Genomic DNA, 26104 nt, shown 5'->3' with positions numbered 1-26104 from the left:
GCGGCAAGGAGCCCTCGTGCCCACAGTTGAAATGGAACGTCGCCAGGTGGTGGTGATCGGTGCCGGGCCTTCCGGTGCCATCGCGGCCGCGCTGTTAAAGCGCAAAGGGCATGATGTATTGATCATCGAGCGCGAGCATTTCCCGCGCTTCTCGATTGGCGAAAGCCTGCTGTCGCACTGCATCGACTTTATCGAAGAAGCCGGCATGCTCGACGCTGTGCAAGCGGCAGGCTTCCAGGTAAAAACCGGCGCCGCATTCGCTTGGGGCGAGCGCTACAGTGCCTTTGATTTCAGCGACACCTTCAGCAACGGCAAGCCCACCACCTTCCAGGTGCAGCGCGGCGAGTTCGACAAATTGCTGGCCGACCAGGCGGCGCTGCAAGGCGTGGAAATCCGCTATGGCCAAACCATTGTCGGCGTGGATTTTTCTGCCGAGAGCCGGTATTTGCATGTGCGCCGCCAGAATGGCAGTGAGTACCACCTCAAGGCCAGGTTCGTGCTCGATGCCAGCGGCTATGGCCGTGTGTTGCCACGCCTGCTGGACCTGGAAGCACCGTCGAATTTCCCGTTGCGCCAGGCCGTGTTCACCCACGTCGAAGACCGTATCGAACACCCAGGCTTTGACCGCAGCAAAATCCTGGTGACCACTCACCCGACCCAGCGCGACATCTGGTTCTGGACCATCCCGTTCAGTAACGGCCGTTGTTCGGTAGGCGTGGTCGCGGCCAAGGAGCATTTCGAGGGTGCGGGCAGCGACCTCGACGCCTGCCTGCATGGCTTTATCGAGCAAACCCCAAGCCTGTCCGGCGTGTTGCAAAATGCCGTGTGGGACACCCCGGCGCGCACGATCGGCGGCTACGCGGCCAACGTCAAAACCCTGCACGGCCCAGGTTTTGCGCTGCTGGGCAACGCGGCGGAATTCCTCGACCCGGTGTTCTCTTCCGGCGTGACCATTGCCATGCGTTCGGCGAGCATGGCCGCGGGTGTGCTGCACCGCCAATTGAGCGGCGAAACGGTGGACTGGCAAACCGAGTTTGCCGAGCCGCTCAAGCGCGGTGTCGATACCTTCCGTTGCTACGTCGAAGGCTGGTATGCGGGCACGTTCCAGGACGTGATTTTCCATCCTGGCAGTTCACCGGAGATTCGCCGCATGATCAGCTCAATCCTGGCCGGTTACGCCTGGGATGAACGCAACCCGTTTGTCAGCGAGCCGAAGCGGCGCTTGCGGATGTTGTCGGATATTTGTGCGAGTGAAGCGGTATGAGCAGCCCTGGCGTTGAAAAAAACTACCTGAGTCAAAACTACGTCGAAGAAACCAAGTTCGGTTTCTGGTTCCTGCGCAGCCATACCTGGCAGCATCACGTGTTGCGCGTGGCGATCAATGACCTGCGCAGCCTGTTCAGCGAGCCGCTACCGGTGGCGCCGGTGTTGTTGGATGCTGGTTGCGGCCAGGGCAAATCCTTCCAGTTGCTGCATCAGGTGTTCGCACCTTCGCGCCTGATCGGCCTGGATGCCGACCCCCACAGCCTGGCACTGAGCCGCGAAGAAGCTGCGCGCCTGGGGCTGGACGTCGAACTGATCGGCAGCGACTGCGCGACCCTCAACGTGCCGGATGCCAGCGTCGATATCCTGTTCTGCCACCAGACCTTCCATCATCTGGTGGAACAACATCGCGCACTCAAGGAGTTCTATCGGGTGCTCAAGCCGGGCGGCTATCTGCTGTTTGCCGAATCCACCGAAGCCTACATCGACACCTGGGTGATTCGCTGGCTGTTCCGCCACCCGATGCATGTGCAAAAGAGCGCCGAAGAGTACTTGGAGATGCTGCGCGAGCAGGGCTTTGAGTTCGCTGCACAGAACATTTCGTACCCTTACTTGTGGTGGAGCCGTTCCAGTGACTTCGGCCTGCTGGAACGCTGGGGCCTGCGCAAGGCACCACCCGTGGGCCAGCGCGAGGAAACCCTGGTCAACTGCGTAGCGCGTAAACCTGTGGAGAATGCGGCCCCATGATGCGCCTGCTGTTGATAAGTTGCCTGCTGCTGCTCGGCGCCTGCGCCAGCCAGGCACCGTTGCCGGAAAAAATCCCGGCCCTGGCCTTGCCGATGCAATTGCATGTGCAGCGCCTGGCGGACGGCCAGAGCCAGGACTGGCTGCTGGTGATCCAGCGCGAAGGCCGCGCGATTCGCTGGTCGATGATGGACCCGCTGGGCATTCCCCAGGCCCGGCAAAAACTGCTTGATGGGCAGTGGCAGGCCGACGGGTTGCTGCCGCCCAATCCCCAGGCACGGGAGTTGTTTGCCGCGCTGCTGTTTGCCCTGACCCCGGCTGGTGATGTGCCCGTGTTGTATCCGCACGCTCAGGCGATGGACCTGACGCGCACGCTGCCGGGCCACTGGCAAATCATCTATCAGTCTTCCGAGGTGTTCAGCGTGAACATGGCCGGCCAGCCGCTGAGTTACCGCATCACCCCGCTGGGTGTGAGCCGATGACCGCCTACCTCAATGCCCTTGGCGTGATCTGTGCCCTTGGCCGTGGCCAGGCCGAGGTCAGCCGTAACCTGTTCGCCGGCGATTGCTCAGGCATGCGCGCCGAAAGCGGCTGGGTGCCGGAGCGCGTAGTGCCGGTGGCCGCCGTACAGGGCGAGCTGGCAAGCCTGCCCCCAGAGCTGGCCGAGCAAAGCAGCCGCAATAACCAGTTGCTGCTGGAAGCGGCGCTGCAGATCAAGGATGAGATTCGTCAGGCCATCCAGACCTACGGCCCTGGCCGGGTCGGGGTTGTGCTCGGCACCAGCACCTCGGGCATTGACGAAGCCAGCCGTGGCATTGCCCATTACCTGCAAAACACGCAGTTCCCCGCTGACTACGATTACCAGCAACAGGAACTCAGCGCCCCGGCCAACTTCCTCGCCGACTGGTTGAACGTGAGCGGCCCGGCCTATGTGATTTCCACCGCCTGCACCTCCAGCGCCCGTGCATTGATGAGTGCCCAGCGCCTGTTGGACCTGGGGGTGTGCGATGCGGTGATCTGCGGCGGTGTGGACAGCCTGTGCAAGCTGACGCTGAACGGGTTTACCGCGCTGGAAGCCGTGTCTGCCGAGCGCTGTAATCCGTTCTCGGTGAACCGCAACGGCATCAATATCGGTGAAGCGGCGGTGCTGTTCCTGATGAGCCGCGAGCCGGCACCGGTTGCCCTGCTGGGCAGCGGTGCCAGTTGCGACGCGCACCATATCTCCGCGCCCGAGCCCGACGGCAAGGGCGCGTTGCTGGCCATGCGCAAGGCCCTGGCCAGTGCAAAACTTTCGCCCGAGCAGATCGGCTACCTGAACCTGCACGGCACCGCGACCCAACATAACGACGCCATGGAAAGCCTGGCAGTCGCCAGCCTGTTTCCCGGCGGCGTCGCCTGCTCGTCGACCAAGCCCATGACCGGCCACACCCTCGGCGCGGCCGGGGCCCTGGAAGCCGCGTTCTGCTGGCTGAGCCTGACCCATCGCCTGCTGCCACCGCATGTATGGGACGGCCACCCCGACCCGGCTATGCCCGCGTTGCAATGGGTGCGCAGTGGCGACACCTTGAAAAAACCCTGCCTGATGAGCAACTCGTTTGCCTTCGGCGGTAACAATGTCAGCCTGATAATCGCAGAGGCCCCATGATCGATTGGCCACTCGCCGAACTGCTGCCCCACGCGGGCGACATGATCCTGATCGACCAGGTGCTGTCGTTCGATGAAGAGCAGATTCACACCCGCGTCACCGTCAAGCCCGGCGGCCTGTTCAATCGTGCAGACGGCAGCTTGCCGGCCTGGGTCGGCATCGAGCTGATGGCGCAAAGCGTCGCCGCCTATGCCGGTTGCCATGCACGCCAGCAAGGCAAGGCCGTGGAGCTGGGCTTCCTGTTGGGCACACGTAAGTTCGAGTGCAACGTGGAGCACTTTGCGGCCGGCGCCGAACTGAACATCCACGGCCGGCGCTCCCTGGAAGACGACAACGGCATGGGTGTGTTCGAATGCCACCTCACCGGCGACGGCATCCAGGCCAGCGCGCGCTTGAACGTATTTCGACCGCCCCAGGCGGCCAACTATTTAGCTGAATCGAAGGACGAAACGCCATGACTGAATCCGTACTGGTCACCGGCTCCAGCCGTGGCATCGGCCGCGCCATTGCCCTGCGCCTGGCCCAGGCCGGCCATGACATCGTGCTGCATTGCCGCAGCGGCCGTGCCGAAGCCGACGCGGTACAGCTCGAGGTCCAAGCCCTGGGGCGCAAGGCACGGGTGCTGCAGTTCGACGTGGCGGATCGCGCTGCGTGCAACGAGATCCTTGAGGCCGATGTGGAGCAGCATGGCGCCTATTACGGTGTGGTGCTCAATGCCGGCCTGACCCGCGACGGCGCCTTTCCTGCCCTGTCGGAAGACGATTGGGATGTGGTGATGCGCACCAACCTGGATGGTTTCTACAACGTGCTGCACCCGGTGATGATGCCGATGATCCGGCGCCGCGCCGCCGGGCGTATCGTGTGCATCACCTCGGTGTCCGGCTTGATCGGCAACCGCGGCCAGGTCAACTACAGCGCCTCCAAAGCCGGCTTGATCGGCGCAGCCAAGGCGCTGGCCATCGAATTGGGCAAGCGCAAGATCACCGTCAACTGCGTGGCGCCGGGCCTGATCGACACCGCGATGCTGGATGAAAACGTACCGGTAGAAGAACTGATGAAAATGATCCCGGCCCAACGCATGGGCACGCCGGAAGAAGTCGCTGGCGCAGTGAATTTCCTGATGTCCGCCGAAGCCAGCTATATCACGCGCCAGGTGCTGGCCGTGAACGGGGGCCTGTGCTGATGAAGCGCGTTGTCGTCACCGGCATGGCCGGCGTGACCTCCCTGGGCAGCGACTGGGACACCATCGCCGCGAACTTTCGCGCCAACCGCAGCGGCATCCGGCGCATGGATGAGTGGGACCGTTTCACCGAGTTGAACACGCGTCTGGCCGGCCCTATCGACGATTTCGTCGTGCCCGCGCACTGGACGCGCAAGCAGCTGCGCAGCATGGGCCGCGTCTCGCGCCTGGCGGTGTGGGCAGCAGAGCAGGCCTTGCAGGACGCCGGCTTGCTCGGTGACGAGTCGATCAAGGACGGGCGCATGGGCGTGGCCTGTGGTTCGTCCACCGGCAGCACCGATGAGATCAAGGCGTTCGGTAATATGCTGCTCAACTCGGTGGCCGAGGGGCTCAATGCCAACTCCTATGTGCGCATGATGCCGCACACCACGGCGGCAAATATCAGCATCTTCTTTGGCCTCACGGGCCGGCTGATTCCTACCTCCAGCGCCTGCACCAGCGGCAGCCAGGGCATTGGCTACGCCTATGAGGCGATCAAGTTCGGGCGTCTGCCGTTGATGCTCGCAGGCGGCGCGGAAGAACTGTGCCCCACCGAAGCCATGGTGTTCGATGCGTTGTACGCCACCAGCCTGAAAAACGATGCGCCGCAAACCAGCCCGCGCCCCTACGACAGCGGCCGCGACGGCCTGGTGATCGGTGAAGGTGGCGGCATGTTGGTGCTCGAAGAGTTGGAGCACGCACTCGCGCGAGGCGCGCATATTCATGCGGAGCTGGTCGGCTTCGGCAGCAACGCCGACGGCCAGCACACCACCCGCCCGGAACAGAAAACCATGCGCCGCGCCATGGAGCTGGCCCTGGAAGACGCAGGTCTTGAACCGTCCGCCATCGGCTACGTGAACGGCCACGGCACGGCCACCGATCAGGGCGACATCGCCGAAACCCTGGCCACCAGCAGCCTGTTTGGCAGCCGCATGCCGATCAGTTCGCAGAAAAGTTTCCTGGGGCACACCCTGGGTGCGTGCGGGGCGTTGGAGTCGTGGTTCAGCATCGAGATGATGAACCGCGACCAGTACGTGCACACCTTCAACCTGGACGCGGTCGACCCGCAATGCGGCGAGCTGGACTACCTGCAAGGTGGCTTTCGCCAGATGCACAACGACTACGTGATGAACAACAACTTTGCCTTCGGCGGCGTCAACACCTCGTTGATCTTCCGCCGCTGGGCCTGACTTTTTAATCGACTGGAGAAAACGGAATGTCTTCCCTGCTACGCGCTACCCTGATCACCCTGGCCCTGCTGACCACGGCTGGCTGCACCAGCAAACCGGTGCTCAACACCCAGCACGAGTTACCGGCCACAAGCCAGGTCAGCGAAGAAAAAATGAAGCAAGTGATCGTCGCCGCTCTGCAAAAACGCGAGTGGACGGTACAACGCCTGAGCCCACAACTGGTGCAGGCCGAGATCACCGTGCGCGGCCAGTTCTACGCCGCCATCGACATCCGCTACACCCGCAACAGCTACGCCATCACCTACCGCGACAGCCGCGACCTGGGCTACAAGGACGGCAAGATCCATCGCAACTACAACCGTTGGGTGAGCATGCTGGATCGGGATATTCTGGCGGGGCTGCGTACTTACAGCGTGAATGAAGCAAATACTTCGCCCCAAAACTGACCCCCTGTGGCGAGGGAGCTTGCTCCCTCGCCACAGGTTATTGAGCGGCCTTACGCGTCAACAACTCCACAAACCCTTTCGCCATCGGCGTTTGCGCGCCCTTACGCTGCACCAGCCACACCGCCGTCACCGCCTGCGGGTCGAGCAAGGTGCGATAGACCACGCCGTCAATGCGGATGCGCTGGTAAGACGCCGGCAACACCGACACCCCCAACCCCGCCGCCACCAGGCCGATGATGGTCATTGCTTCCCCTGCTTCCTGGGCAAAGTGCGGGCTGAACCCGGCGTCGCGGGCCAGGTTGAGCAACTGCGCGTACAAGCCGCTGCCGTAACTGCGCGGGAAGAACACAAAAGGCTCCTCGGCCAATTGCTCCAGGTGCAAGCCGCGCTCGCTGCCTTGGGCCAACGGGTGGCCGGCGCTCAGTACCGCTACCAAGGGTTCGCGCATCAACTCGACCACGCTCAGTGAGTCGGGCAAGGGCAAAGGCCGCATCAGCCCCACCTGAATCGACTCATCCACCAGCGACTCGGCCACTTGGGTGCTACTCATTTCTTGCAAGTTCAGATGCACCGCCGGGAATGCCTGGCGGAAGGCAAAGATCGCCCGGGGAATGCTCGCGTTGAACGGCGCAGACGAGGTGAAGCCGATCTTCAACTCACCCAGCTCGCCCAACTGCGCACGCCGCGCCACATCTGCCGCCTTGTCGACCTGGGCCAGTACCAAGCGTGCCTCTTGCAAGAACAAGCGCCCTGCCTCGCTCAGCTCGACCCGACGATTGGTGCGCTCGAACAAGCGTGCGCCCAGCTCGTGTTCCAGCGCCTGGATCTGCTGGCTCAGGGGTGGCTGCGAGATGCCCAGCACCTGCGCGGCGCGGCCGAAGTGCAGTTCTTCGGCAACGGCGATGAAGTAGCGCAAATGGCGGAATTCCATGCAAGCCTCATTAGGTCGTAAAAACTATCAAACAGGTCGAACAATATATTGGAAAGAATCATTAGCCAGCTATATTCTTTTTTGCATTGTCAGTCCTGGCAGACTTTCCTCCCCGAGGTCCCCCGTGAATCCTGCTGTTGCTCCACTTGCCCAACACACCCCGCCCTCAGCCCTCGATGAGGTGGTGGCGCAGCTTAATGACGCGTACATCGAAAAAGGCACGCCGATGTTCATGCGCACGGTGCTGGCGCTGTTCTCCGGCGGCTTCGCCACGTTTGCCTTGTTGTATTGCGTGCAGCCGATGATGCCGGCGCTGTCCCATGAATTTTCCATCAATGCGGCGCAAAGCAGCCTGATTCTGTCCGTCGCCACCGCGATGCTCGCCTGCGGCCTGCTGATCACCGGGCCGATATCCGACAGGCTGGGGCGCAAGCCGGTGATGGTTGCCGCGTTGTTCTGTGCGGCGCTGGCCACCATCGCCAGCGGCTTGATGCCGAGCTGGGAGGGCATCCTGTTGATGCGCGCACTGGTGGGCCTGTCCTTGAGCGGCCTGGCCGCCGTGGCCATGACCTACCTCAGCGAAGAGATCCACCCGCAGCACATCGGCCTGGCCATGGGCCTATACATCGGCGGCAACGCGATTGGCGGCATGAGCGGGCGCCTGATCATCGGCGTGTTGATCGATTTTGTCAGCTGGCACACCGCAATGCTGATCATCGGCGCCCTGGCGTTGATCGCTGCCACGGTGTTCTGGAAGATCCTCCCCGAATCGCGCAACTTCCGCGCCAGCAGCCTCAAGCCGCGCAGCCTGGTGGACGGCTTCGTCATGCACTTCAAGGACGCCGGCCTGCCGTGGCTGTTCCTTGAAGCCTTCCTGCTGATGGGCGCCTTCGTGACGATGTTCAACTACATCGGCTATCGCCTGCTGGCCTCACCCTATGAGCTGAGCCAGGCGGTGGTTGGCCTGTTATCAGTGGTGTACCTGTCGGGCATCTACAGCTCGGCCAAGATCGGCTCCCTGGCCGACCGCCTCGGCCGCCGCCGAGTGCTGTGGGGCACCATCGTGCTGATGCTCGCCGGCATGGCGCTGACACTGTTCACCCCGCTGTGGTTGGTGGTGCCGGGCATGCTGATCTTCACCTTCGGCTTTTTCGGCGCCCACTCGGTCGCCAGCAGCTGGATCGGCCGCCGTGCGGTGAAAGCCAAGGGGCAGGCGTCGTCGCTCTACTTGTTCTGCTACTACGTGGGGTCGAGCATTGCCGGGACGGCGGGAGGGTTCTTCTGGCATTTTGCCGGGTGGAACGGGATTGGCGGATTCATTATCGCGCTACTGATCGGTGCGTTGCTGGTGGCGTTGAAGCTGGCGAAGTTGCCGCCACTGGGGAATATGCAGACCTGACGCGATTGGCTTTATGTGGGAGCTGGCTTGCCTGCGATGGCGGTGTTGAATTCGCCGCCGCCATCGCAGGCAAGCCAGCTCCCACAGTTTGTTTTGCGTTTTACTCGTGGTACTGCGCCGACAGTTCGTGCACTGCGCGCAAGAACGCACCCGCGTGCTCCGGGTTCACTTCCGGGGTGATGCCATGGCCAAGGTTGAACACGTGGCCACTGCCTTTGCCGTAGCTAGCCAGGATGCGCCCTACTTCGGCGCGGATCGCTTCTGGCTTGGCGTACAGCACGGTCGGGTCCATGTTGCCTTGCAGGGCCACCTGGTTGCCGACGCGACGGCGCGCTTCGCCGAGGTCACAGGTCCAGTCCAGGCCCAGTGCATCGGCGCCCGCGTCGGCGATGCTTTCCAGCCACAGGCCGCCGCCCTTGGTGAACATGATCACCGGCACCTTGCGGCCTTCGTGTTCACGGATCAGGCCGCTGACGATCTTGCGCATGTAGGCCAGGGAGAATTCCTGGTACGCCGCCGCCGACAGGTTGCCGCCCCAGGTGTCGAAAATCTGTACCGCTTGGGCGCCCGCCATGATCTGGCCGTTGAGGTAGGAGGTGACCGACTGCGCCAGCTTGTCCAGCAACAGGTGCATGGCTTGCGGGTTGTCGTAGAGCATGGCCTTGGTCTTGCGGAAGTCTTTCGACGAGCCGCCTTCGACCATGTAGGTGGCCAGGGTCCATGGGCTGCCAGAAAAGCCGATCAGCGGCACGCGGCCGTTGAGCTCGCGGCGGATGGTGCTGACAGCGTCCATCACGTAGCCCAGGTCTTTGTGTGGATCAGGGATCGGCAGGGCTTCGATATCGGCCAGGGTGCTGACGACTTTCTTGAAGCGCGGGCCTTCGCCGGTTTCGAAGTACAGGCCTTGGCCCATGGCGTCGGGGATGGTGAGGATATCGGAGAAGAGGATGGCCGCATCCAGTTGTGGGTAGCGGTCCAGCGGCTGCATCGTGACTTCGCAGGCGAACTCCGGGTTCATGCACAGGCTCATGAAATCGCCCGCATTGGCGCGACTGGCGCGGTATTCCGGCAGGTAGCGACCAGCTTGACGCATCATCCACACCGGGGTGACGTCTACGGGTTGCTTGAGCAGGGCACGAAGGAAACGGTCGTTCTTGAGGGCAGTCATGTCGGCATCCGCAAAAAAAGTGCGGGCATTTTCTCAGAGCGCGACGCAAAAGGCACGGAATGCACCGTGCCTTTTGTCTATCGGGTCAATTTGTCGCGGCAATGCCGCCGCAGGATCGTTCCCACGCTCCGCGTGGTAACGCCTCCTGTGACGCTCCGCGTCATGCTGTTCGGGACGCGGAGCGTCCCTGGCGGCATTCCCACGCGGAGCGTGGGAACGATCATCAGACTTGCAGGTAGTCCAGGATGCCTTCGGCGGCGTTACGGCCTTCGAAGATCGCGGTGACCACCAGGTCAGACCCGCGCACCATGTCGCCACCGGCGAAGATTTTCGGGTTGCTGGTCTGGTGCTTGTACTGGCCTTGTTCCGGGGCTACAACGCGGCCCTGGCTGTCGGTCTGGATTTCGAACTGCTCAAACCACGGCGCCGGGCTTGGGCGGAAGCCGAAGGCGATGACCACGGCGTCGGCCGGGATGATCTCTTCGGAACCCGGGATCGGCTCGGGGCTGCGACGCCCACGGGCATCCGGTTCGCCGAGACGGGTCTCGACCACCTTCACACCTTCCACACGGTCTTCACCGACAATAGCGATCGGCTGGCGGTTGTAGAGGAATTTCACGCCTTCTTCCTTGGCGTTCTTCACCTCTTTGCGCGAGCCGGGCATGTTGGCTTCGTCACGGCGATAAGCACAGGTCACCGACTTGGCGCCCTGGCGGATCGAGGTGCGGTTGCAGTCCATCGCGGTGTCGCCACCGCCCAGCACCACGACCTTCTTGCCCTTCATGTCGACGAAGTCTTCCGGCGACTTTTCAAAGCCCAGGTTGCGGTTGACGTTGGCGATCAGGAAGTCGAGCGCGTCATACACGCCCGGCAAGTCCTCACCGGCAAAGCCGCCCTTCATGTAGGTGTAGGTGCCCATGCCCATGAACACCGCATCGTATTCGGCGAGCAGTTGCTCCATGGTGATGTCTTTGCCGATTTCGGTATTGAGGCGGAACTCGATACCCATGCCGGTGAACACTTCACGACGGTGGCTCAGTACGGTTTTTTCCAGCTTGAACTCAGGAATACCGAAGGTCAGCAAGCCACCGATTTCCGGGTTCTTGTCGAACACCACCGGGGTCACGCCGCCACGCACCAGCACGTCGGCACACCCAAGGCCCGCCGGGCCCGCGCCGATGATCGCGACGCGCTTGCCGGTCGGCTTGACCTTGGACATGTCCGGGCGCCAGCCCATGGCGAACGCGGTGTCGGTGATGTACTTCTCCACCGAGCCGATGGTTACCGCGCCGAAGCCGTCGTTGAGGGTACAGGCCCCTTCACACAAACGGTCTTGCGGGCACACCCGGCCGCAGACTTCCGGCAGGGTGTTGGTCTGGTGCGACAGCTCGGCGGCGGCGAGGATGTTGCCTTCGGCCACCAGTTTGAGCCAGTTGGGAATGAAGTTGTGCACCGGGCACTTCCATTCGCAATACGGGTTACCGCACCCCAGGCAGCGGTGGGCCTGGTCGGCCGAGTGCTGGGGTTTGAAGGGTTCGTAGATTTCCACGAACTCTTTCTTGCGTTGACGCAACAGTTTCTTCTTCGGATCTTTGCGCCCGACATCGATGAACTGGAAGTCGTTATTCAGACGTTCAGCCATGTTAAAACCTCATCAAACTGTTCAGGCGCATATCACTGCGGGTTGGCACGGATGCTGGAAAGCAACGATTTCAGGTTGGCCGCCTTGGGCTTGACCAGCCAGAAACGACGCAGGTAATCATCGAGGTTTTCAGCGAGGTTACGACCCCATTCGCTGCCGGTTTCCTCGACGTACTCGTCCAGCACGTGCTGCAAGTGGTTCCGGTAGGATTCCATGGCTTCGCCGCTGATGCGCTGGATCTCGACCAACTCGTGGTTGACCTTGTCGACGAAGGTGTTGTCCTGGTCGAGCACGTAGGCGAAACCGCCGGTCATGCCCGAACCGAAGTTGTAACCGGTCTTGCCCAGTACCGCGACAAAGCCTCCGGTCATGTACTCGCAGCAGTGATCGCCAGTGCCTTCCACCACGGTGTGGGCACCGGAGTTACGCACAGCGAAACGCTCGCCAGCAGTACCTGCGGCAAACAGCTTGCCACCGGTGGCGCCGTACAGGCAGGTGTTGCCGATGATGGCACTGTCCTGGGTCTTGTACACGCTGCCAGCCGGCGGAACGATGACCAGTTTGCCGCCAGTCATGCCCTTGCCCACGTAGTCGTTGGCGTCGCCTTCCAGGTACATGTGCAGGCCGCCGGCGTTCCACACGCCGAAGCTCTGGCCCGCAGTGCCCTTGAAGCGGAAGGTAATCGGCGCTTTCGCCATGCCCTGGTTGCCGTGCTTGCGCGCGATTTCGCCGGAGATGCGTGCGCCGATGGAACGGTCGCAGTTGCAGATATCCAGCGCGAATTCGCCACCGCTGGCGTCGTTGATCGAGGAGCCGGCCATTTCGACCATTTTCTCGGCCAGCAGGCCTTTGTCGAACGGTGGGTTGCGGTCCACCTGGCAGAATTGTGGCTTGTCTGCCGGGATGTGATCGCTGCCCAACAGCGGCGTGAGGTCCAGATGTTGTTGCTTGGCGGTCTGGCCTTCGAGGATGTCCAACAGGTCAGTGCGACCGATCAGCTCTTCCAGCGAACGTACGCCCAGCTTGGCCAGCCACTCACGGGTTTCTTCGGCGACGTAGGTGAAGAAATTCACCACCATGTCGACGGTGCCGATGTAGTGATCCTTGCGCAGTTTTTCGTTCTGAGTCGCTACGCCGGTAGCGCAGTTGTTCAGGTGGCAGATACGCAGGTATTTGCAGCCCAGGGCGATCATGGGCGCAGTGCCGAAGCCGAAGCTTTCGGCGCCGAGGATCGCGGCCTTGATCACATCGAGGCCGGTTTTCAGGCCGCCGTCGGTCTGTACTCGCACCTTGCCGCGCAGATCGTTGCCGCGCAGGGTCTGGTGGGTTTCGGCCAGGCCGAGTTCCCAGGGTGCGCCAGCGTACTTGATCGAGGTCAGCGGCGAAGCGCCGGTGCCGCCATCGTAGCCGGAGATGGTGATCAGGTCGGCATAGGCCTTGGCCACACCGGCGGCAATGGTGCCGACGCCGGCTTCTGCCACCAGTTTCACCGAGACCAGGGCCTGGGGGTTGACTTGTTTGAGGTCGAAGATCAGCTGCGACAAGTCTTCAATCGAGTAGATGTCGTGGTGCGGCGGTGGCGAAATAAGGGTCACGCCCGGTACGGCGTAACGCAGCTTGGCGATCAGGCCGTTGACCTTGCCGCCTGGCAGTTGACCACCCTCACCCGGCTTGGCGCCTTGGGCCACCTTGATCTGCAGCACCTCGGCATTCACCAGGTATTCCGGGGTCACGCCGAAACGGCCGGTGGCCACCTGCTTGATCTTCGAGCTTTTGAGCGTGCCGTAGCGCGCCGGGTCTTCACCGCCTTCGCCGGAGTTGGAACGCGCCCCCAGGCGGTTCATGGCTTCGGCGAGGGCTTCGTGAGCTTCCGGCGACAAGGCACCCAGGGAAATACCAGCGGAGTCAAAGCGCTTGAGGATCGACTCCAGCGGCTCGACCTGGCTGATGTCCATCGGCGTGTCCAGGGTCTTCACCTTGAACAGGTCGCGGATCATCGACACCGGGCGGTTATCCACCAGGCTCGTGTATTCCTTGAACTTGGCGTAGTCGCCCTGCTGCACAGCGGCTTGCAGGGTGTTGACCACGTCCGGGTTGTAGGCGTGGTATTCACCACCGTGCACGAACTTGAGCAGGCCACCTTGCTGAATTGGCTTGCGCGCGCTCCAGGCTTCGGCGGCCAGGGCTTTCTGTTCGGCTTCGATGTCGACGAAACGCGCGCCCTTGATGCGGCTCGGCACGCCACGGAAACTCAGCTCGCAGACTTCTTCGGACAAGCCGATGGCTTCGAACAACTGCGCGCCGCGGTACGAGGTGACGGTGGAGATGCCCATCTTCGACAGGATCTTCAGCAGGCCCTTGGTGATGCCCTTGCGGTAGTTCTTGAACACCTCGTAGAGGTCGCCCAGCACTTCACCGGTACGGATCAGGTCACCCAACACTTCGTACGCCAGGAACGGATACACCGCCGAAGCGCCGAAACCGATCAGCACCGCAAAGTGATGCGGGTCGCGGGCGGTGGCGGTTTCCACGAGGATGTTGGAGTCGCAGCGCAGGCCTTTTTCGGTCAGGCGGTGGTGCACCGCACCGGTCGCCAGGGACGCATGGATCGGCAACTTGCCCGGCGCGATGTGGCGGTCGGTGAGTACGATCTGGGTACGACCGGCACGCACAGCTTCTTCAGCCTGGTCAGCAACGTTACGCACCGCGGCTTCAAGGCCCAGGCTCTCGTCGTAGTTCAGGTCGATGATCTGGCGGTCGAAGCCTGGACGCTCCAGGGTCATCAGCGAACGCCACTTGGCCGGGGAAATGACCGGCGAGCTGAGGATCACGCGGGAGGCATGCTCAGGCGATTCCTGGAAGATGTTGCGCTCGGCGCCGAGGCACACTTCCAGGGACATCACGATGGCTTCACGCAGCGGGTCGATCGGTGGGTTGGTCACCTGGGCGAACTGCTGGCGGAAATAGTCGTACGGCGTGCGCACGCGCTGGGACAGCACGGCCATTGGCGTGTCGTCGCCCATGGAGCCGACGGCTTCGTAGCCTTGCTCACCGAGGGGGCGCAGCACCTGGTCGCGCTCCTCGAACGTGACCTGGTACATCTTCATGTATTGCTTGAGCTGGTCGACGTCATAGAAAGCCGAACCGTGGTCGTTGTCTTCCATGGTCGCCTGGATGCGCAGGGCGTTCTTGCGCAGCCATTGCTTGTACGGGTGACGCGACTTCAAACGGTTGTCGATGGCGTCGGTGTCGAGGATCTGCCCGGTTTCGGTGTCCACGGCCAGGATCTGGCCAGGGCCGACACGGCCTTTGGCGATCACGTCTTCCGGCTTGTAGTCCCACACGCCGATTTCCGAGGCGAGGGTGATGAAACCGTTGGTGGTGGTCACCCAACGCGCCGGGCGCAGGCCGTTACGGTCGAGCAGGCACACCGCATAGCGGCCGTCGGTCATGACCACGCCGGCCGGGCCGTCCCACGGCTCCATGTGCATCGAGTTGTACTCGTAGAACGCACGCAGGTCCGGGTCCATAGTCTCGACGTTCTGCCACGCAGGCGGAATGATCATGCGCACGCCACGGAACAGGTCGATGCCGCCGGTAACCATCAGCTCAAGCATGTTGTCCATGCTGGAGGAGTCGGAACCCACGCGGTTGACCAGCGGGCCGAGCTCTTCGAGGTCCATCAAGTCGTTGGCGAACTTGGTGCGCCGGGCCTGGGCCCAGTTGCGGTTGCCGGTGATGGTATTGATCTCGCCGTTGTGGGCGAGGAAGCGGAATGGCTGGGCCAGCGGCCATTTCGGCAAGGTGTTGGTGGAGAAGCGCTGGTGGAACACGCAGATCGCGGTTTGCAGGCGCTCATCGCTCAGGTCTGGATAGAAGGCGGTGAGGTCCGCCGGCATCATCAGGCCTTTATAAATGATGGTCTTGTGGGAAAAGCTGCAGATGTAGTGGTCGGTGTCGGCGGCGTTGAGCACCGACGAACGACGACGGGACGTGAACAGCTTGATCGCCATGTCCTGGTCGCTCAGGCCATCGCCTGCGATGAACACTTGTTCGATCTGCGGCAGGCGCTCCAGGGCCAGGCGGCCGAGCACGCTGGTGTCGATGGGCACTTTGCGCCAGCCGACGATCTGCAGGCCGGCGGCGGCGATCTCGCGGTTCATGTTCTCGCGAGCGGCTTCGGCTTTTACCGGGTCCTGGTTGAAAAACACCATACCCACGGCGTACTGCTTGGGCAGTTCAACCGCAAATTGCTCTTTAGCGACAGCGCGCAGGAACTGGTCGGGCTTTTGAATCAGCAAGCCACAGCCGTCACCGGTCTTGCCGTCGGCGTTGATCCCACCGCGGTGGGTCATGCAGGTCAGGGCCTCGATGGCCGTTTGCAAAAGGGTATGACTGGGCTCGCCCTGCATGTGGGCTATCAGGCCGAAACCGCAGTTATCCTTGAATTCATCGGGTTGGTACAGACCTGCTTTCATAGACACTTTCTCACCAGGCTGCCTCTTTTACCGAGGCAAATTTCTTTTCAATTCAACCGGTTACCTTCCACGCCGAACGTACGCCGGCTTAGCGGGGGCAAAAGGGAGGTCATTGTACACACCGACACAGACGCTCACAAATTTAGCGACGAAATGTCGCAAATCTATGTCGCATTTATGAAAGGTTTAAAGCGATATGCTGTGCTAGTCAAAACTTTTTTAATTCTGACCGCTACGACTCAAAAGCCACTGTGACGCAGACACCACAAAGCGCGCGGTCTCGGGAGACTGCACGCACTTGCGGATTTTTTTGAGGTGCCGGGAGGGCGGCCTGGGTAAGGCCGCCGGATCTTCAGCGAGTTGCTGCCAGTTCTTGTTGAACGCTGGCAACAGTGCGAGGCCAAGGTTTACCAGCCTGAACCTTCGCTGGCAAGGCTTTGATGGCAGAATCGGCTGCGGCGCGGCTTGGGAAGCTGCCGTAGGTGATCACGTAGAGAGGCTTGCCGTTGAGCACTTTCTTGAAATAACGGTACTGGCCGCCCTGCTCTTTGACGAACGCCTGAGCGTTGGCTTCGGAGCTGGTGCCGAGGATCTGTACCACAAAGTTGCCGGTAGGCTGGCTGCTGTACCAGCTGCTGCCAGCAGCGCCGGCCTTGGCAACGGTGGCGGCTGGTTTTTCCGCAGGCTTGGCAGCCGGGGCTGGTTTGGCGGCTGGCGCCGGTGCAACAGGCTTGGTCACCGGAGCAGGCTTGGCGGTGGCAACGGTCGGCGCCGGAGTCGGAGCTGGCTTGGCGACCGGAGCAACCGGCGTCGCTGGCACACCGGCCGGTACGCCTGCAGGTGGTGCGGTGGTGGTCACGGTCGGCGGCGTAGCGCTGGAGCCTTCCACCGGCACACCGTCGTCGCCTTCGGAGATGCCGCCAGCTTCTTCGGCCAGCGGGCCGCGCATCACAGGTTGGCCGACCATCGGCAGGTTGGTCGGTTGGCCGGAGTTGGCAAATTCGACGTTTGGCGTGGGCTTGCCCAGTGGCAACTGCGCCTGTTCGGTTGGCGCGCCGGTGGTTGTCGGTGCTTTGTTACGGCCCGGGATCAACCAGGCGGCGGCAACAGCGACCACAACAACGGCGGAAATAGCCAATACGTGCTTCTTAGGCATAGTGAACCCCATCTTTGGACGCTTGACCGCAGAGCGGCTGGCAATCATGGCTTCGATCATGGCATCGCGGGCAACCTGGTTGATGTTTCCAGGCCAGCCATCGGAGCTTTCGTGAATATCAGAGATCTGCGCAGCGGTGAAAAGTTCGATACCCGCCCCGGCGCCTTCAAGGCGCTGTGCCAGGTATTCGCGGGTTTCTTCCTCTTCGTACGGCTGCAACTCGATGACGTGGAACAGCTCCTGCTCACCACTGATCTGCTCCAGATCGGCGATCAGCGACGACTCACCGAACAGGAACACATGCGGGCGACCTTCCGGCGTACCCGCCGCCAGCGCCAGCAGCGCTTCGAGGGCGGACTCGTCGAGCTGCTCGGCATCGTCTACCAGCAGGTAGACTTCCTGGCCGGTCAGGCCCAACTGCACCACTTGCTTGAGAATCGCGTTCGGCTCGGCATTGGAGACGTCCAACGCCTGCGCCACCTGGCGCAGTACGCCGGCCGCATCACCGGCACCGCGGGCCGATACCACCACACTCTGCACCGATTGTTTGTTGGTGCTGGCCACCAGCGCCTGGCGCAGCAAGGTCTTGCCGCTGCCCAGAGGGCCGGTGACCACCAGCAGCAACTGGCTGTAGCGCGCGAGGTGATGCAACTGCCCAAGCACCGGTTTGCGCTGGGCGGGGAAGAATTTGAAACCCGGCACCCGTGGAGCAAAGGGGTCGTGGCTCAAGTGGTAATGGCCGAGGAACGCCTCGTCGGCATGCAAACTAGTCATCGGGTCTTATTAACCTTTGAGCTGGGCCAGGGCGCGGTAATCCGCTCCCAGCGTGGCCTGTAGAATCTCTTTTGGATAATCGTCGGTCACCACGGCTTCGCCCATGTGGCGCAGCAGTACCAGTCGAAGTCGACCGTCGATCACTTTCTTGTCTATCGCCATATGTTCAAGGAAATCCGCCTCGGTCATCTCCGCAGGCGGAACAACCGGCAAACCGGCGCGCTGGAACAGGCGGATACCGCGATCACGCTCTTGGGCGCTGATCCAGCCCAGGCGCTGCGACATCTCCAATGCCATCACCGTGCCAGCCGCTACGGCTTCCCCATGCAACCACACACCATAGCCCATGTGCGTTTCGATCGCATGGCCGAAGGTGTGGCCCAGGTTCAGCGTGGCCCGCACGCCGGACTCGCGCTCGTCGGCATTGACCACCAGCGCCTTGGCCGCGCAGGAGCGGGAAATCGCTTCGGTGAGCGCCATCTGGTCGAGGCCGCGCAAGGCGTCCATGTGCTCTTCCAGCCAGGTCAGGAACGGCTCATCGCAGATCAGCCCGTACTTGATGACTTCCGCCAGGCCCGCCGACAACTCGCGCGGCGGCAAGGTGTTGAGGGTAGCGGTATCGATCAGCACAGCTTGGGGCTGATAGAACGCGCCGACCATGTTCTTGCCCAGCGGGTGGTTGATACCGGTCTTGCCGCCCACCGACGAGTCGACCTGGGACAGCAAGGTGGTCGGCACCTGGATAAAGTCCACGCCGCGCTGGTAGCAGGCCGCAGCAAAACCGGCCATATCGCCAATCACACCGCCGCCCAGGGCGACCACGGTGGTTCGACGGTCATGGCGCGCGGTCAGCAGGCCATCAAAGATCAGTTGCAGGGTTTCCCAGTTTTTGTGGACTTCGCCGTCAGGCAACACCACGGAGATCACCGAGTACGCCGCCAGGCTGCGGCTCAAACGCTCAAGATACAGCGGCGCAACCGTTTCGTTGGAGATGATCGCCACCTGCCGGCCGGCAATATGCGGCGCAAGCAGTTCGGGCTGGTCCAACAGACCTGCGCCAATGTGGATCGGGTAGCTGCGCTCGCCTAGATCGACCTTAAGTGTCTGCATGTGTCCCCGCGTTGAAGATGGAGTGACGACCGGCACTGTCGATATCTCGACACCGCTTGGTGGCTCTACGCCATACCTTACAAGGTGATGGCGCGCCGCCGAGAATAGCGCATTTCGGGCCAGGCTTTAACGGGGTGGCAACCGTTGCAGGCGCTCAAGGATGTCGAGTACGACCATCCGAGGTGGCCGCTCATCGGTTTCTACCACCAGATCGGCGATTTCCCGATACAGCGGATCGCGCAGCGCCAGCAGGTCCCGCAGGGTTTTGGCCGGGTCGGCGGTGCGCAGCAACGGGCGATTGCGATCACGGGCGGTACGGCCCACCTGCTGCTCGACGGACGCGTGCAAATACACCACCCGACCACCGGCATGCAGCGCCCGACGGTTTTCATCGCGCATGACAGCGCCACCGCCGGTCGCCAATACCACGCCATCGCAGCCGCACAGCTCGGCAATCATCGCCTGCTCGCGGTCACGAAAGCCCAGCTCGCCTTCTTTATCGAAGATCCATGGGATATTGGCACCCGTGCGCAATTCAATTTCCTTGTCGGAATCTTTGAATGGCAGGCGCAGCTCTTTGGCCAGCAAACGGCCGATGGTGCTTTTTCCAGCCCCCATCGGCCCTACAAGAATCAAATTTCGCACAGAATCAACGACTCACAGCAATCGCCTGGTTATTCATGATACGCGGAGTCAGGAATACCAGCAGCTCGGATTTTTTCTCCGCCAGCACATCGCGCCGGAAAAGGCGGCCAAGATACGGCACATCGCCCAAAAATGGCACTTTATCTACCACTTTGCTTTGGGTGTTGGAGAAAACCCCGCCAATGACGATGGTCTCGCCATCCCTGACCAGAACCTTGGCATTGACCTCGTTTTTCTTGATCGGCGGCACGTCATTGAGGCGGTTCAGGTAGTCGGGCTCATCCTTGGTGACCTTGACCGCCATGATCACATGGTCGTCGGGGGTGATTTGCGGCGTGACTTCAAGCGACAGCGAAGCCTCTTTGAACGACACCGAGGTGGCGCCCTGGGAGGTGGATTCCTGGTAAGGAATCTCGGTGCCCTTGAGGATGCGTGCAGTCTCTTTGTCGGACGTGACGACCTTGGGCTGCGAGACGATCTCACCGTTGCCGGTTTTCTCCATGGCAGTCAGCTCAAGGTCCAGCAACAGGTTGTCGGTGATATAGGCGATCCCCAGGCCCGAGGTTCCGGCCAGCGCCCCCAAGTCGACAAAGGGTGAACTGGGCGGGTTTTGCGGCGGCTCGGCGCCGTCTGCCTGCGGCTTGGCAATACCCCCAACGCCGCCGTGGCCGCGTGTGAGCCGCCCACCCCAGCGCACACCCAGGCTTTTGTCGTAGTCGACATTGGCCTCCACAATTCGCGCCTCGATCATGACCTGGCGTACCGGGATATCCAACTGCGCCACGATGCGCCGCAGTTCTTCGAGCCGCTCGCCAGTCTGGTAGGCAATGATGTTGTTGGTGCGGTCATCCACCGCCACCGAACCGCGCTCATCGGTGGCGCCCTCAAAGCCGGTCACCGACTGAAACAGCTTGGCCAGGTCGGCGGCCTTGGCGTAATTGACCTGCAGCAGCTCCCGCCGCAAGGGCGCCAGTTCGGCCATCTGCTTGCGCGACTCCAGCATCAACAGCTCGCGAGCGGCCAATTCATCGGCGGGCGCCACCAGCAGCACGCCCGCCTTGACCCGCTTGTCCAAGCCCTTGGTTTGCAGCACCAGGTCCAGCGCCTGGTCCCAGGGCACATCCTTGAGCCGCAAGGTGATCGAGCCCTGCACCTCATCGCTGGTCACCAGGTTGAGCCCGGCGACATCGGCGATTTGCTGCAATACCGCGCGCAGGTCGATTTCCTGGAAGTTCAGAGTCAGTTTGGCGCCTGTATAGCTGACCGACGAGGCACTGTCGGGCGGCGGCAGTTGGATCAGGTCCAGGCGATTGGGCACAGCAGCAGCCATCGGTGCCGTGAACGCTATCCATAGCGCCACACCGAAGGACGAGAAGGTCCTTTTCATTGTTTGATTCCGTTATGAGTTGACGTTCAGCACGAGGGTTCGCGGGCGTTGCAACCAAGCGCCCTGTCCATCGGGAAACAGCTCCACCAGCTCGACAGCCGCGTCCTGGATGGCCGTGACCTGGCCATGATCCGGCCCCAGGTAATCACCCACCGCCAGTCGATACACCCTGGCTCCAGCGCGCAGCAAGGCGAAAGCCTGCATACCCCTGGACAGCGTGCCGACCATTTCGAACTGTTCCAGGCGCATACCCTCCAACAGCCCCCGTGGCCGGGTGAAATCCGGTGCAAGAGCGGGCCGGCCAGGCACATGGACTGCTTGCAAGGCAGGCGGCTTGAACGGGTCGCGCAGGGACGACGGGGCGTAGACAAATGGCGGCCCGGGATCGAGTACCTGACGGGCCTTGCCGTTTTGCAGGGTGCCACGATAGGTCTTGGCGAGCATGTTCAGACGCAGCAAGGCGCCCTGATGCCCAAGCGTAACGTCCTGCACGGTAACTACCCGAGGCAACCCACCCAAGGCACCGACAAACGTCGCCAGGTCGTGGTAAGCCCCGGAGGCGCTTATCTGCATGGGTTGTTCGATATAAAGCTGCCGAGGTATTTCATCCAGCACACTGATGCCTTCAACCCACACCCCATGGGCAGCCGCCAGCCGGGCGAGGTCTTCCAGCACGGCTGGCACCTCGGGCTCGCCGGGCAATTGCCCGAGAAGGCTGGCAACATTGTCTTCCATGCTCCGCACCTGCTGGGTGCGCAGTTCAAGGCTGGCGGCCAAGCCGGTCTTTTCTGTGAGTTGCTGCTGCAGCGCCTGCTCCCGCGCCTCAAGCCCGTGCAATCGCTCCCGCTGCGGCCCCCCATGCGAAACTTCACCTATCGCCAGCACCACGCCGGCCAGCGCACAGCCGAGCAGCACCTTGCCCGGCAGGGACCATTTAGCAGCGTTGTCAGAGAGCATGGAAAAATCGAGCCTGGGCAGGCTCATGGTTGCGCCTCGCTGGATTCCCCCTGGCGCACCATCAGCTGGAATTCACTTTCACCGCGCGCACCTTCGGCCTGCACGCGCTGCAGGCGGGTCGAACTGGAGCCCTGGGCTGGCTTGAGCTGCTGCATCAAACGGGCGATATCCTGGTTGCTTTCAGCTGTGCCGCGAATGCTGATGGTGTCGCCGTTTGCGACCACCTCATGCAGATGGACACCTTCAGGCACCGCACGAGCCAATTGCTCGAACAATCGAGCCCCGGAAGAGCGGGCATCATGCAGGTCCTGCACCACCTTCATGCGTTCGGCCAGTTGCTGGCTTCGCTCCTGAAGATCGTCGATGGTCTTGATGCGCGAGTCCTGGGTGGCGATGTGCTCTTCCAGGCGGCTGTTGCGGCTTACCTGCCGGTCTATCGCCTGGTCGATCACTTGATCAGCCAACCACAATGCCGCGAGCGCCACGCAGGCAAACGCCAGCAATAGCACCAACAGGTATTTGCGCCTGCGCTGCGCCAGGGCCTGGCGCCAAGGCAAAAGATTGATTCGTGTCATCCAGCGAAACTCCTCAGGGCCAGCCCGCAAGCCACTCCCATCCCTTGGGCATCCAAGGCCCATTGTGCACCATCGACTCTATGACCCGGCGTGAAGCTGGCAAAATCCTGAAGGCAAGCGCGCTGCAATGCAAACCCTTCTACATCGACCACTCGCGGCACCAGCCCCGCCAGGGCCAAAACCGCCTCGCGCGCTTCGACCTGCTCGCGCAGGCACGCCGCCAGCATCACCTCTACCCATTGCGGGCCTTGAGCCGATGGCCCTTGAACCTGAAAGTCGATGGCCACTTCATCCAATGGATAAGGGATGAACTGGTCGGCTTCCATCTGGATCTTCCAGGCCATTTCCTCGTCGCTGAGGCCGGCGTCCATGTCAATCAGCCGGGTAATCACCGACGGGCCTGCAACCGCCACGGCAGCGTATCGGGCCGACGACCCCAATCTCGACCGCGCCTGTTGCAGCACCCGCCCCACGGTTTCAAGGTCCAGCAGGGTGCCATCGACCACCGCGTGGGGCGGCAAAACTTGCGTGACGTAGCCCTGGACGCTGAAACCGCCGGATGAACGGCCCAGTTCGATCAACTTGATACCGCTGTCATCGATATCGACCCCCAACACCGTGTCGACTTTTCGCCTGAAATATCCCTTTCCCATAAAACTCCCCAAAACTTTCCCTGTCATACCGGCTGTCATCTTGCCTGATTGCTGCCAGGCACCTTGCATTCGGTCGGCTTGTTCAAGGCTCGCGAATGACGCCCCAAGCCGAAAAATGCTTTAATGCCCAGCGTTTTTTCCCGCTTTTTATCTGCTGCCCGGGTCGATCCATCGTTTGCCATGCATGCCCCGACGCGTAACTCTTTCTTTTCTCTGGAAATCCAAAAGCCTTGATTCGTCTGCTGAAGTTTTTCGGGTACTCCATTGTCGCCATCGTCTGCGGGCTGCTGCTCGTATTCAGCGGGGCCTACCTCTACCTTAGTCCGGGTTTGCCCTCCGTAGAGGCCCTCAGAAGTATCCAGTTGCAGATTCCTTTGCGGGTCTACAGCAGCGATGAAAAACTGATCGCGGAGTTCGGCGAAATGCGCCGCACACCGATCCGTTTTGCCGACATTCCGCCCAATTTCATCAGCGCATTGCTGTCCGCCGAAGACGATAATTTCGCCAACCACTACGGCGTAGATCCCAGCAGCCTGGTGCGCGCAGCCACGCAATTGGTAAAAAGCGGACACATTCAATCCGGCGGCAGCACCATCACCATGCAGGTGGCGAAGAACTTCTTCCTTACCAGCGAGCGCAGCTTTTCCCGCAAGGCCACCGAAATCCTGCTGGCGCTGCAGATCGAACGCCAGCTGACCAAGGATGAAATCCTCGAGCTGTACGTCAACAAGATTTACCTGGGCAACCGCGCCTACGGCATTGAGGCCGCGTCGCAGGTCTACTACGGCAAGTCAATTCGTGACGCCAGCCTGGCGCAAATGGCAATGATTGCTGGCCTGCCCAAGGCGCCGTCGCGCTTCAACCCGCTGGCCAACCCGGCGCGCAGTAAAGAACGCCGCGACTGGATCCTGGGCCGCATGTACAAGCTGGGCAAGATCGACCAGGCCGCTTATGAAAGCGCCGTGGCCGAACCGCTGAATGCCAGCTATCACGTGCCGACGCCGGAAGTGAATGCACCCTATATCGCTGAAATGGCCCGCGCCGAGATGGTCGGCCGTTATGGCAGCGAGGCCTACACCGAAGGTTTCCGCGTGACCACGACGGTGCCGAGCAATTTGCAGGAAATCGCCAACCATTCGGTACATGAAGGCCTGATCACTTATGACCAGCGTCACGGCTACCGCGGCCCCGAGTCGCGCCTGCCGGGCAAGACCCTGAGTGCCTGGACCACCGAATTGGGCAAACAGCGTTCGATCAGCGGCCTGGACCCGGCCATCGTTACCCAGGTATCGAAAGACGGTATCCAAGTGCTGACCCGCTCTGGCGAAGCCCATGTAGCCTGGGACAGCATGAAGTGGGCACGCCCGTTCCTGAACACCAACAGCATGGGCCCGATGCCCAAGCAGCCCTCCGACGTGGCCCAGGTGGGCGATTTGATCCGCGTGCAACGCCAGAAGGATGACAGCCTCAAATTCAGCCAGGTGCCGCTCGCCCAGGGCGCTCTGGTGTCCCTGGACCCGCAGAACGGTGCAATCCGCGCGCTGGTCGGCGGTTTTGCCTTCGAGCAGAGCAACTACAACCGCGCCACCCAGGCCAAGCGCCAGCCAGGCTCCAGCTTCAAGCCGTTTGTCTACAGTGCCGCGCTGGACAACGGCTACACCGCCGCCAGCCTGGTCAACGACGCACCAATCGTGTTTGTCGATGAATACCTGGACAAGGTCTGGCGCCCGAAGAACGACACCAACACCTTCCTCGGCCCGATCCGCATCCGCGAGGCGTTGTACAAGTCGCGCAACCTGGTGTCGATCCGCCTGCTGCAGGCGATGGGCGTAGGCAAGACCATCGACTACATGACGCGCTTTGGCTTCGCCAAGTCTGACCTGCCGCCGAACCTGTCCCTGGCCCTGGGTACCGCAACCCTCACGCCAATGGAAATCGCCACCGGCTGGAGCACCTTTGCCAACGGCGGCTACAAGATCGCGCCGTACCTGATCGATAAGATCGAAAGCCGCAATGGCGACACCCTGTTCACCGCCAACCCGCCACGGGTACCCGGCGATGTGGTCAATGGCGTGGCCGCCACCGACGGGCTCGCAGCACCGAGCAACGGCGGTATCACCATCGAGCCGACGCCAGGCACGCCAGCGGCCGCAAACGCCGGCGCACCCGCTGAACCGCAAGCGCCAGCAGTTGCCGAGCGCATCGTGGATGGCCGTACCACTTATATCCTCAACAGCATCCTGCAAGACGTGATCAAGAAGGGCACCGGCCGCCGCGCACTGGCCCTGGGCCGTGCGGATATCGCCGGCAAGACCGGTACTACCAACGAATCCAAGGACGCCTGGTTCTCCGGTTACAACGGCGACTACGTGACCACCGTGTGGACCGGCTATGACCAACCGGAAAGCCTGGGCCGCCGCGAATTCGGTGGCACTGTCGCCCTGCCGATCTGGATGAGCTACATGGGCGCAGCCCTCAAGGACAAGCCGCTGCACACCCAACCGGAGCCCGAAGGCATCCTCAGCCTGCGCATCGACCCGATCAGTGGCCGTGCGGCTTCGCCGAGCACGCCGAATGCCTACTTCGAACTGTTCAAGAGCGAAGACACGCCGCCGTCGGTCAACGAACTGGGCAACGGTGTGGTGCCGGGCAGCCCGCTGCCGGCGGATGAAGGCGCGCCGATCGATTTGTTCTGACCTGATCACGCTGATCGGCCGATCGT

General features: G+C 62.0%; 20 protein-coding genes and 1 pseudogene. 10 read left to right on the top strand and 11 right to left on the bottom strand.

Annotated elements, in window-relative coordinates; all coding sequences use genetic code 11:
• The first annotated feature begins 16 nt into the window (after positions 1-16).
• From TX24_RS01575 to TX24_RS01540, 8 genes are read left to right on the top strand one after another with little or no spacing between them, the layout of a single operon-like run.
• A complete protein-coding gene (locus tag TX24_RS01575; RefSeq protein WP_057709587.1) occupies positions 17-1264 on the top strand; it encodes an NAD(P)/FAD-dependent oxidoreductase in 1248 nt (415 codons plus the stop codon).
• Positions 1261-2010 (top strand): class I SAM-dependent methyltransferase, encoded by a 750-nt coding sequence (locus TX24_RS01570; RefSeq protein ID WP_034134715.1) that lies wholly within the window; start codon positions 1261-1263, stop codon positions 2008-2010. Before TX24_RS01575 ends, TX24_RS01570 begins: the two co-directional genes overlap by 4 nt.
• Complete coding sequence (locus TX24_RS01565) at positions 2007-2489, top strand: hypothetical protein (RefSeq protein ID WP_003187933.1); 483 nt, start codon at positions 2007-2009, stop codon at positions 2487-2489. Before TX24_RS01570 ends, TX24_RS01565 begins: the two co-directional genes overlap by 4 nt.
• Positions 2486-3652: a beta-ketoacyl-[acyl-carrier-protein] synthase family protein gene (locus TX24_RS01560; RefSeq protein ID WP_057709586.1), complete on the top strand. Its 1167-nt coding sequence runs from the start codon at positions 2486-2488 to the stop codon at positions 3650-3652. Before TX24_RS01565 ends, TX24_RS01560 begins: the two co-directional genes overlap by 4 nt.
• Entirely contained in the window at positions 3649-4110 is a 462-nt protein-coding gene (locus TX24_RS01555) for a hotdog family protein (protein WP_057709585.1), read from the top strand. The genes TX24_RS01560 and TX24_RS01555 overlap by 4 nt, the downstream gene beginning before the upstream one ends.
• Positions 4107-4835, top strand: coding sequence for a 3-oxoacyl-ACP reductase FabG (gene fabG / locus TX24_RS01550; RefSeq protein ID WP_057709584.1), 729 nt, complete (start codon positions 4107-4109; stop codon positions 4833-4835). The genes TX24_RS01555 and fabG overlap by 4 nt, the downstream gene beginning before the upstream one ends.
• Complete coding sequence (locus TX24_RS01545; protein WP_003187928.1) at positions 4835-6061, top strand: beta-ketoacyl-ACP synthase; 1227 nt, start codon at positions 4835-4837, stop codon at positions 6059-6061. Before fabG ends, TX24_RS01545 begins: the two co-directional genes overlap by 1 nt.
• 26 nt (positions 6062-6087) lie before the next feature.
• Complete coding sequence (locus TX24_RS01540) at positions 6088-6507, top strand: hypothetical protein (RefSeq protein ID WP_003187927.1); 420 nt, start codon at positions 6088-6090, stop codon at positions 6505-6507.
• A 37-nt stretch (positions 6508-6544) separates the two neighbouring features.
• On the opposite strand, the gene TX24_RS01535 is transcribed toward TX24_RS01540, so the two are convergent.
• Complete coding sequence (locus tag TX24_RS01535; protein ID WP_034134713.1) at positions 6545-7438, bottom strand: LysR family transcriptional regulator; 894 nt, start codon at positions 7436-7438, stop codon at positions 6545-6547.
• Positions 7439-7619: 181 nt separating this feature from the next.
• Between TX24_RS01535 and TX24_RS01530 the strand changes: the two genes are divergently transcribed.
• Positions 7620-8837, top strand: a complete 1218-nt coding sequence (locus TX24_RS01530) for an MFS transporter (RefSeq protein WP_420865794.1) — start codon at positions 7620-7622, stop codon at positions 8835-8837.
• Positions 8838-8937: 100 nt separating this feature from the next.
• Here TX24_RS01530 and hemE read toward each other — a convergent pair whose 3' ends face one another.
• The 10 genes and pseudogenes from hemE to pilM all read right to left on the bottom strand — a co-directional run bounded on the left by hemE (position 8938) and on the right by pilM (position 23382).
• Positions 8938-10005: a uroporphyrinogen decarboxylase gene (gene hemE, locus TX24_RS01525; RefSeq protein WP_003187922.1), complete on the bottom strand. Its 1068-nt coding sequence runs from the start codon at positions 10003-10005 to the stop codon at positions 8938-8940.
• A 223-nt stretch (positions 10006-10228) separates the two neighbouring features.
• Positions 10229-11647, bottom strand: coding sequence for an FAD-dependent oxidoreductase (locus TX24_RS01520; RefSeq protein WP_003187920.1), 1419 nt, complete (start codon positions 11645-11647; stop codon positions 10229-10231).
• Positions 11648-11679: 32 nt separating this feature from the next.
• Complete coding sequence (gene gltB, locus TX24_RS01515; RefSeq protein ID WP_057709583.1) at positions 11680-16125, bottom strand: glutamate synthase large subunit; 4446 nt, start codon at positions 16123-16125, stop codon at positions 11680-11682.
• Positions 16126-16477: 352 nt separating this feature from the next.
• On the bottom strand, positions 16478-18055 hold the full coding sequence (locus tag TX24_RS01510; protein WP_057709582.1) for an SPOR domain-containing protein: 1578 nt from the start codon (positions 18053-18055) through the stop codon (positions 16478-16480).
• Positions 18056-18064: 9 nt separating this feature from the next.
• Positions 18065-19165: a 3-dehydroquinate synthase gene (gene aroB / locus TX24_RS01505; RefSeq protein ID WP_057709581.1), complete on the bottom strand. Its 1101-nt coding sequence runs from the start codon at positions 19163-19165 to the stop codon at positions 18065-18067.
• A 126-nt stretch (positions 19166-19291) separates the two neighbouring features.
• Positions 19292-19810, bottom strand: coding sequence for a shikimate kinase AroK (aroK, locus tag TX24_RS01500; protein WP_003187914.1), 519 nt, complete (start codon positions 19808-19810; stop codon positions 19292-19294).
• Between the two features lie 4 nt (positions 19811-19814).
• Positions 19815-21068: pseudogene (locus tag TX24_RS01495) on the bottom strand (type IV pilus secretin PilQ); the annotation flags it as partial.
• 141 nt (positions 21069-21209) lie between these two features.
• Positions 21210-22181, bottom strand: a complete 972-nt coding sequence (locus TX24_RS01490) for a pilus assembly protein PilP (RefSeq protein WP_034134709.1) — start codon at positions 22179-22181, stop codon at positions 21210-21212.
• Positions 22178-22729, bottom strand: a complete 552-nt coding sequence (locus TX24_RS01485) for a PilN domain-containing protein (protein WP_003187909.1) — start codon at positions 22727-22729, stop codon at positions 22178-22180. Before TX24_RS01485 ends, TX24_RS01490 begins: the two co-directional genes overlap by 4 nt.
• Positions 22726-23382: a type IV pilus assembly protein PilM gene (pilM, locus tag TX24_RS01480; protein ID WP_057709661.1), complete on the bottom strand. Its 657-nt coding sequence runs from the start codon at positions 23380-23382 to the stop codon at positions 22726-22728. The genes TX24_RS01485 and pilM overlap by 4 nt, the downstream gene beginning before the upstream one ends.
• A 233-nt stretch (positions 23383-23615) precedes the next feature.
• On the opposite strand from pilM, the gene TX24_RS01475 reads away from it, so the two are divergent.
• Positions 23616-26078 carry a penicillin-binding protein 1A gene (locus TX24_RS01475; protein WP_410174405.1) on the top strand — a complete coding sequence of 821 codons (2463 nt, stop codon included), beginning with the start codon at positions 23616-23618 and terminating at the stop codon, positions 26076-26078.
• Positions 26079-26104: the final 26 nt, after the last annotated feature.

The sequence above is a fragment of the Pseudomonas lactis genome (assembly GCF_001439845.1).
GTDB lineage: Bacteria > Pseudomonadota > Gammaproteobacteria > Pseudomonadales > Pseudomonadaceae > Aquipseudomonas > Aquipseudomonas lactis.
The sequence above is the reverse complement of the archived record's forward strand: the minus strand, read 5'-3'. Positions and strand labels throughout refer to the sequence as shown.

Coding starts and splice junctions, on each gene's coding strand:
- TX24_RS01565 (WP_003187933.1), top strand. CDS start 2,007: ATGATGCGCCTGCTGTTGATAAGTTGCCTGCTGCTGCTCGGCGCCTGC.
- TX24_RS01510 (WP_057709582.1), bottom strand. CDS start 18,055: ATGACTAGTTTGCATGCCGACGAGGCGTTCCTCGGCCATTACCACTTG.
- pilM (WP_057709661.1), bottom strand. CDS start 23,382: ATGGGAAAGGGATATTTCAGGCGAAAAGTCGACACGGTGTTGGGGGTC.
- TX24_RS01490 (WP_034134709.1), bottom strand. CDS start 22,181: ATGAGCCTGCCCAGGCTCGATTTTTCCATGCTCTCTGACAACGCTGCT.
- gltB (WP_057709583.1), bottom strand. CDS start 16,125: ATGAAAGCAGGTCTGTACCAACCCGATGAATTCAAGGATAACTGCGGT.
- TX24_RS01535 (WP_034134713.1), bottom strand. CDS start 7,438: ATGGAATTCCGCCATTTGCGCTACTTCATCGCCGTTGCCGAAGAACTG.
- TX24_RS01485 (WP_003187909.1), bottom strand. CDS start 22,729: ATGACACGAATCAATCTTTTGCCTTGGCGCCAGGCCCTGGCGCAGCGC.
- TX24_RS01545 (WP_003187928.1), top strand. CDS start 4,835: ATGAAGCGCGTTGTCGTCACCGGCATGGCCGGCGTGACCTCCCTGGGC.
- TX24_RS01560 (WP_057709586.1), top strand. CDS start 2,486: ATGACCGCCTACCTCAATGCCCTTGGCGTGATCTGTGCCCTTGGCCGT.
- hemE (WP_003187922.1), bottom strand. CDS start 10,005: ATGACTGCCCTCAAGAACGACCGTTTCCTTCGTGCCCTGCTCAAGCAA.
- TX24_RS01520 (WP_003187920.1), bottom strand. CDS start 11,647: ATGGCTGAACGTCTGAATAACGACTTCCAGTTCATCGATGTCGGGCGC.
- TX24_RS01540 (WP_003187927.1), top strand. CDS start 6,088: ATGTCTTCCCTGCTACGCGCTACCCTGATCACCCTGGCCCTGCTGACC.
- fabG (WP_057709584.1), top strand. CDS start 4,107: ATGACTGAATCCGTACTGGTCACCGGCTCCAGCCGTGGCATCGGCCGC.
- TX24_RS01570 (WP_034134715.1), top strand. CDS start 1,261: ATGAGCAGCCCTGGCGTTGAAAAAAACTACCTGAGTCAAAACTACGTC.
- TX24_RS01555 (WP_057709585.1), top strand. CDS start 3,649: ATGATCGATTGGCCACTCGCCGAACTGCTGCCCCACGCGGGCGACATG.
- aroB (WP_057709581.1), bottom strand. CDS start 19,165: ATGCAGACACTTAAGGTCGATCTAGGCGAGCGCAGCTACCCGATCCAC.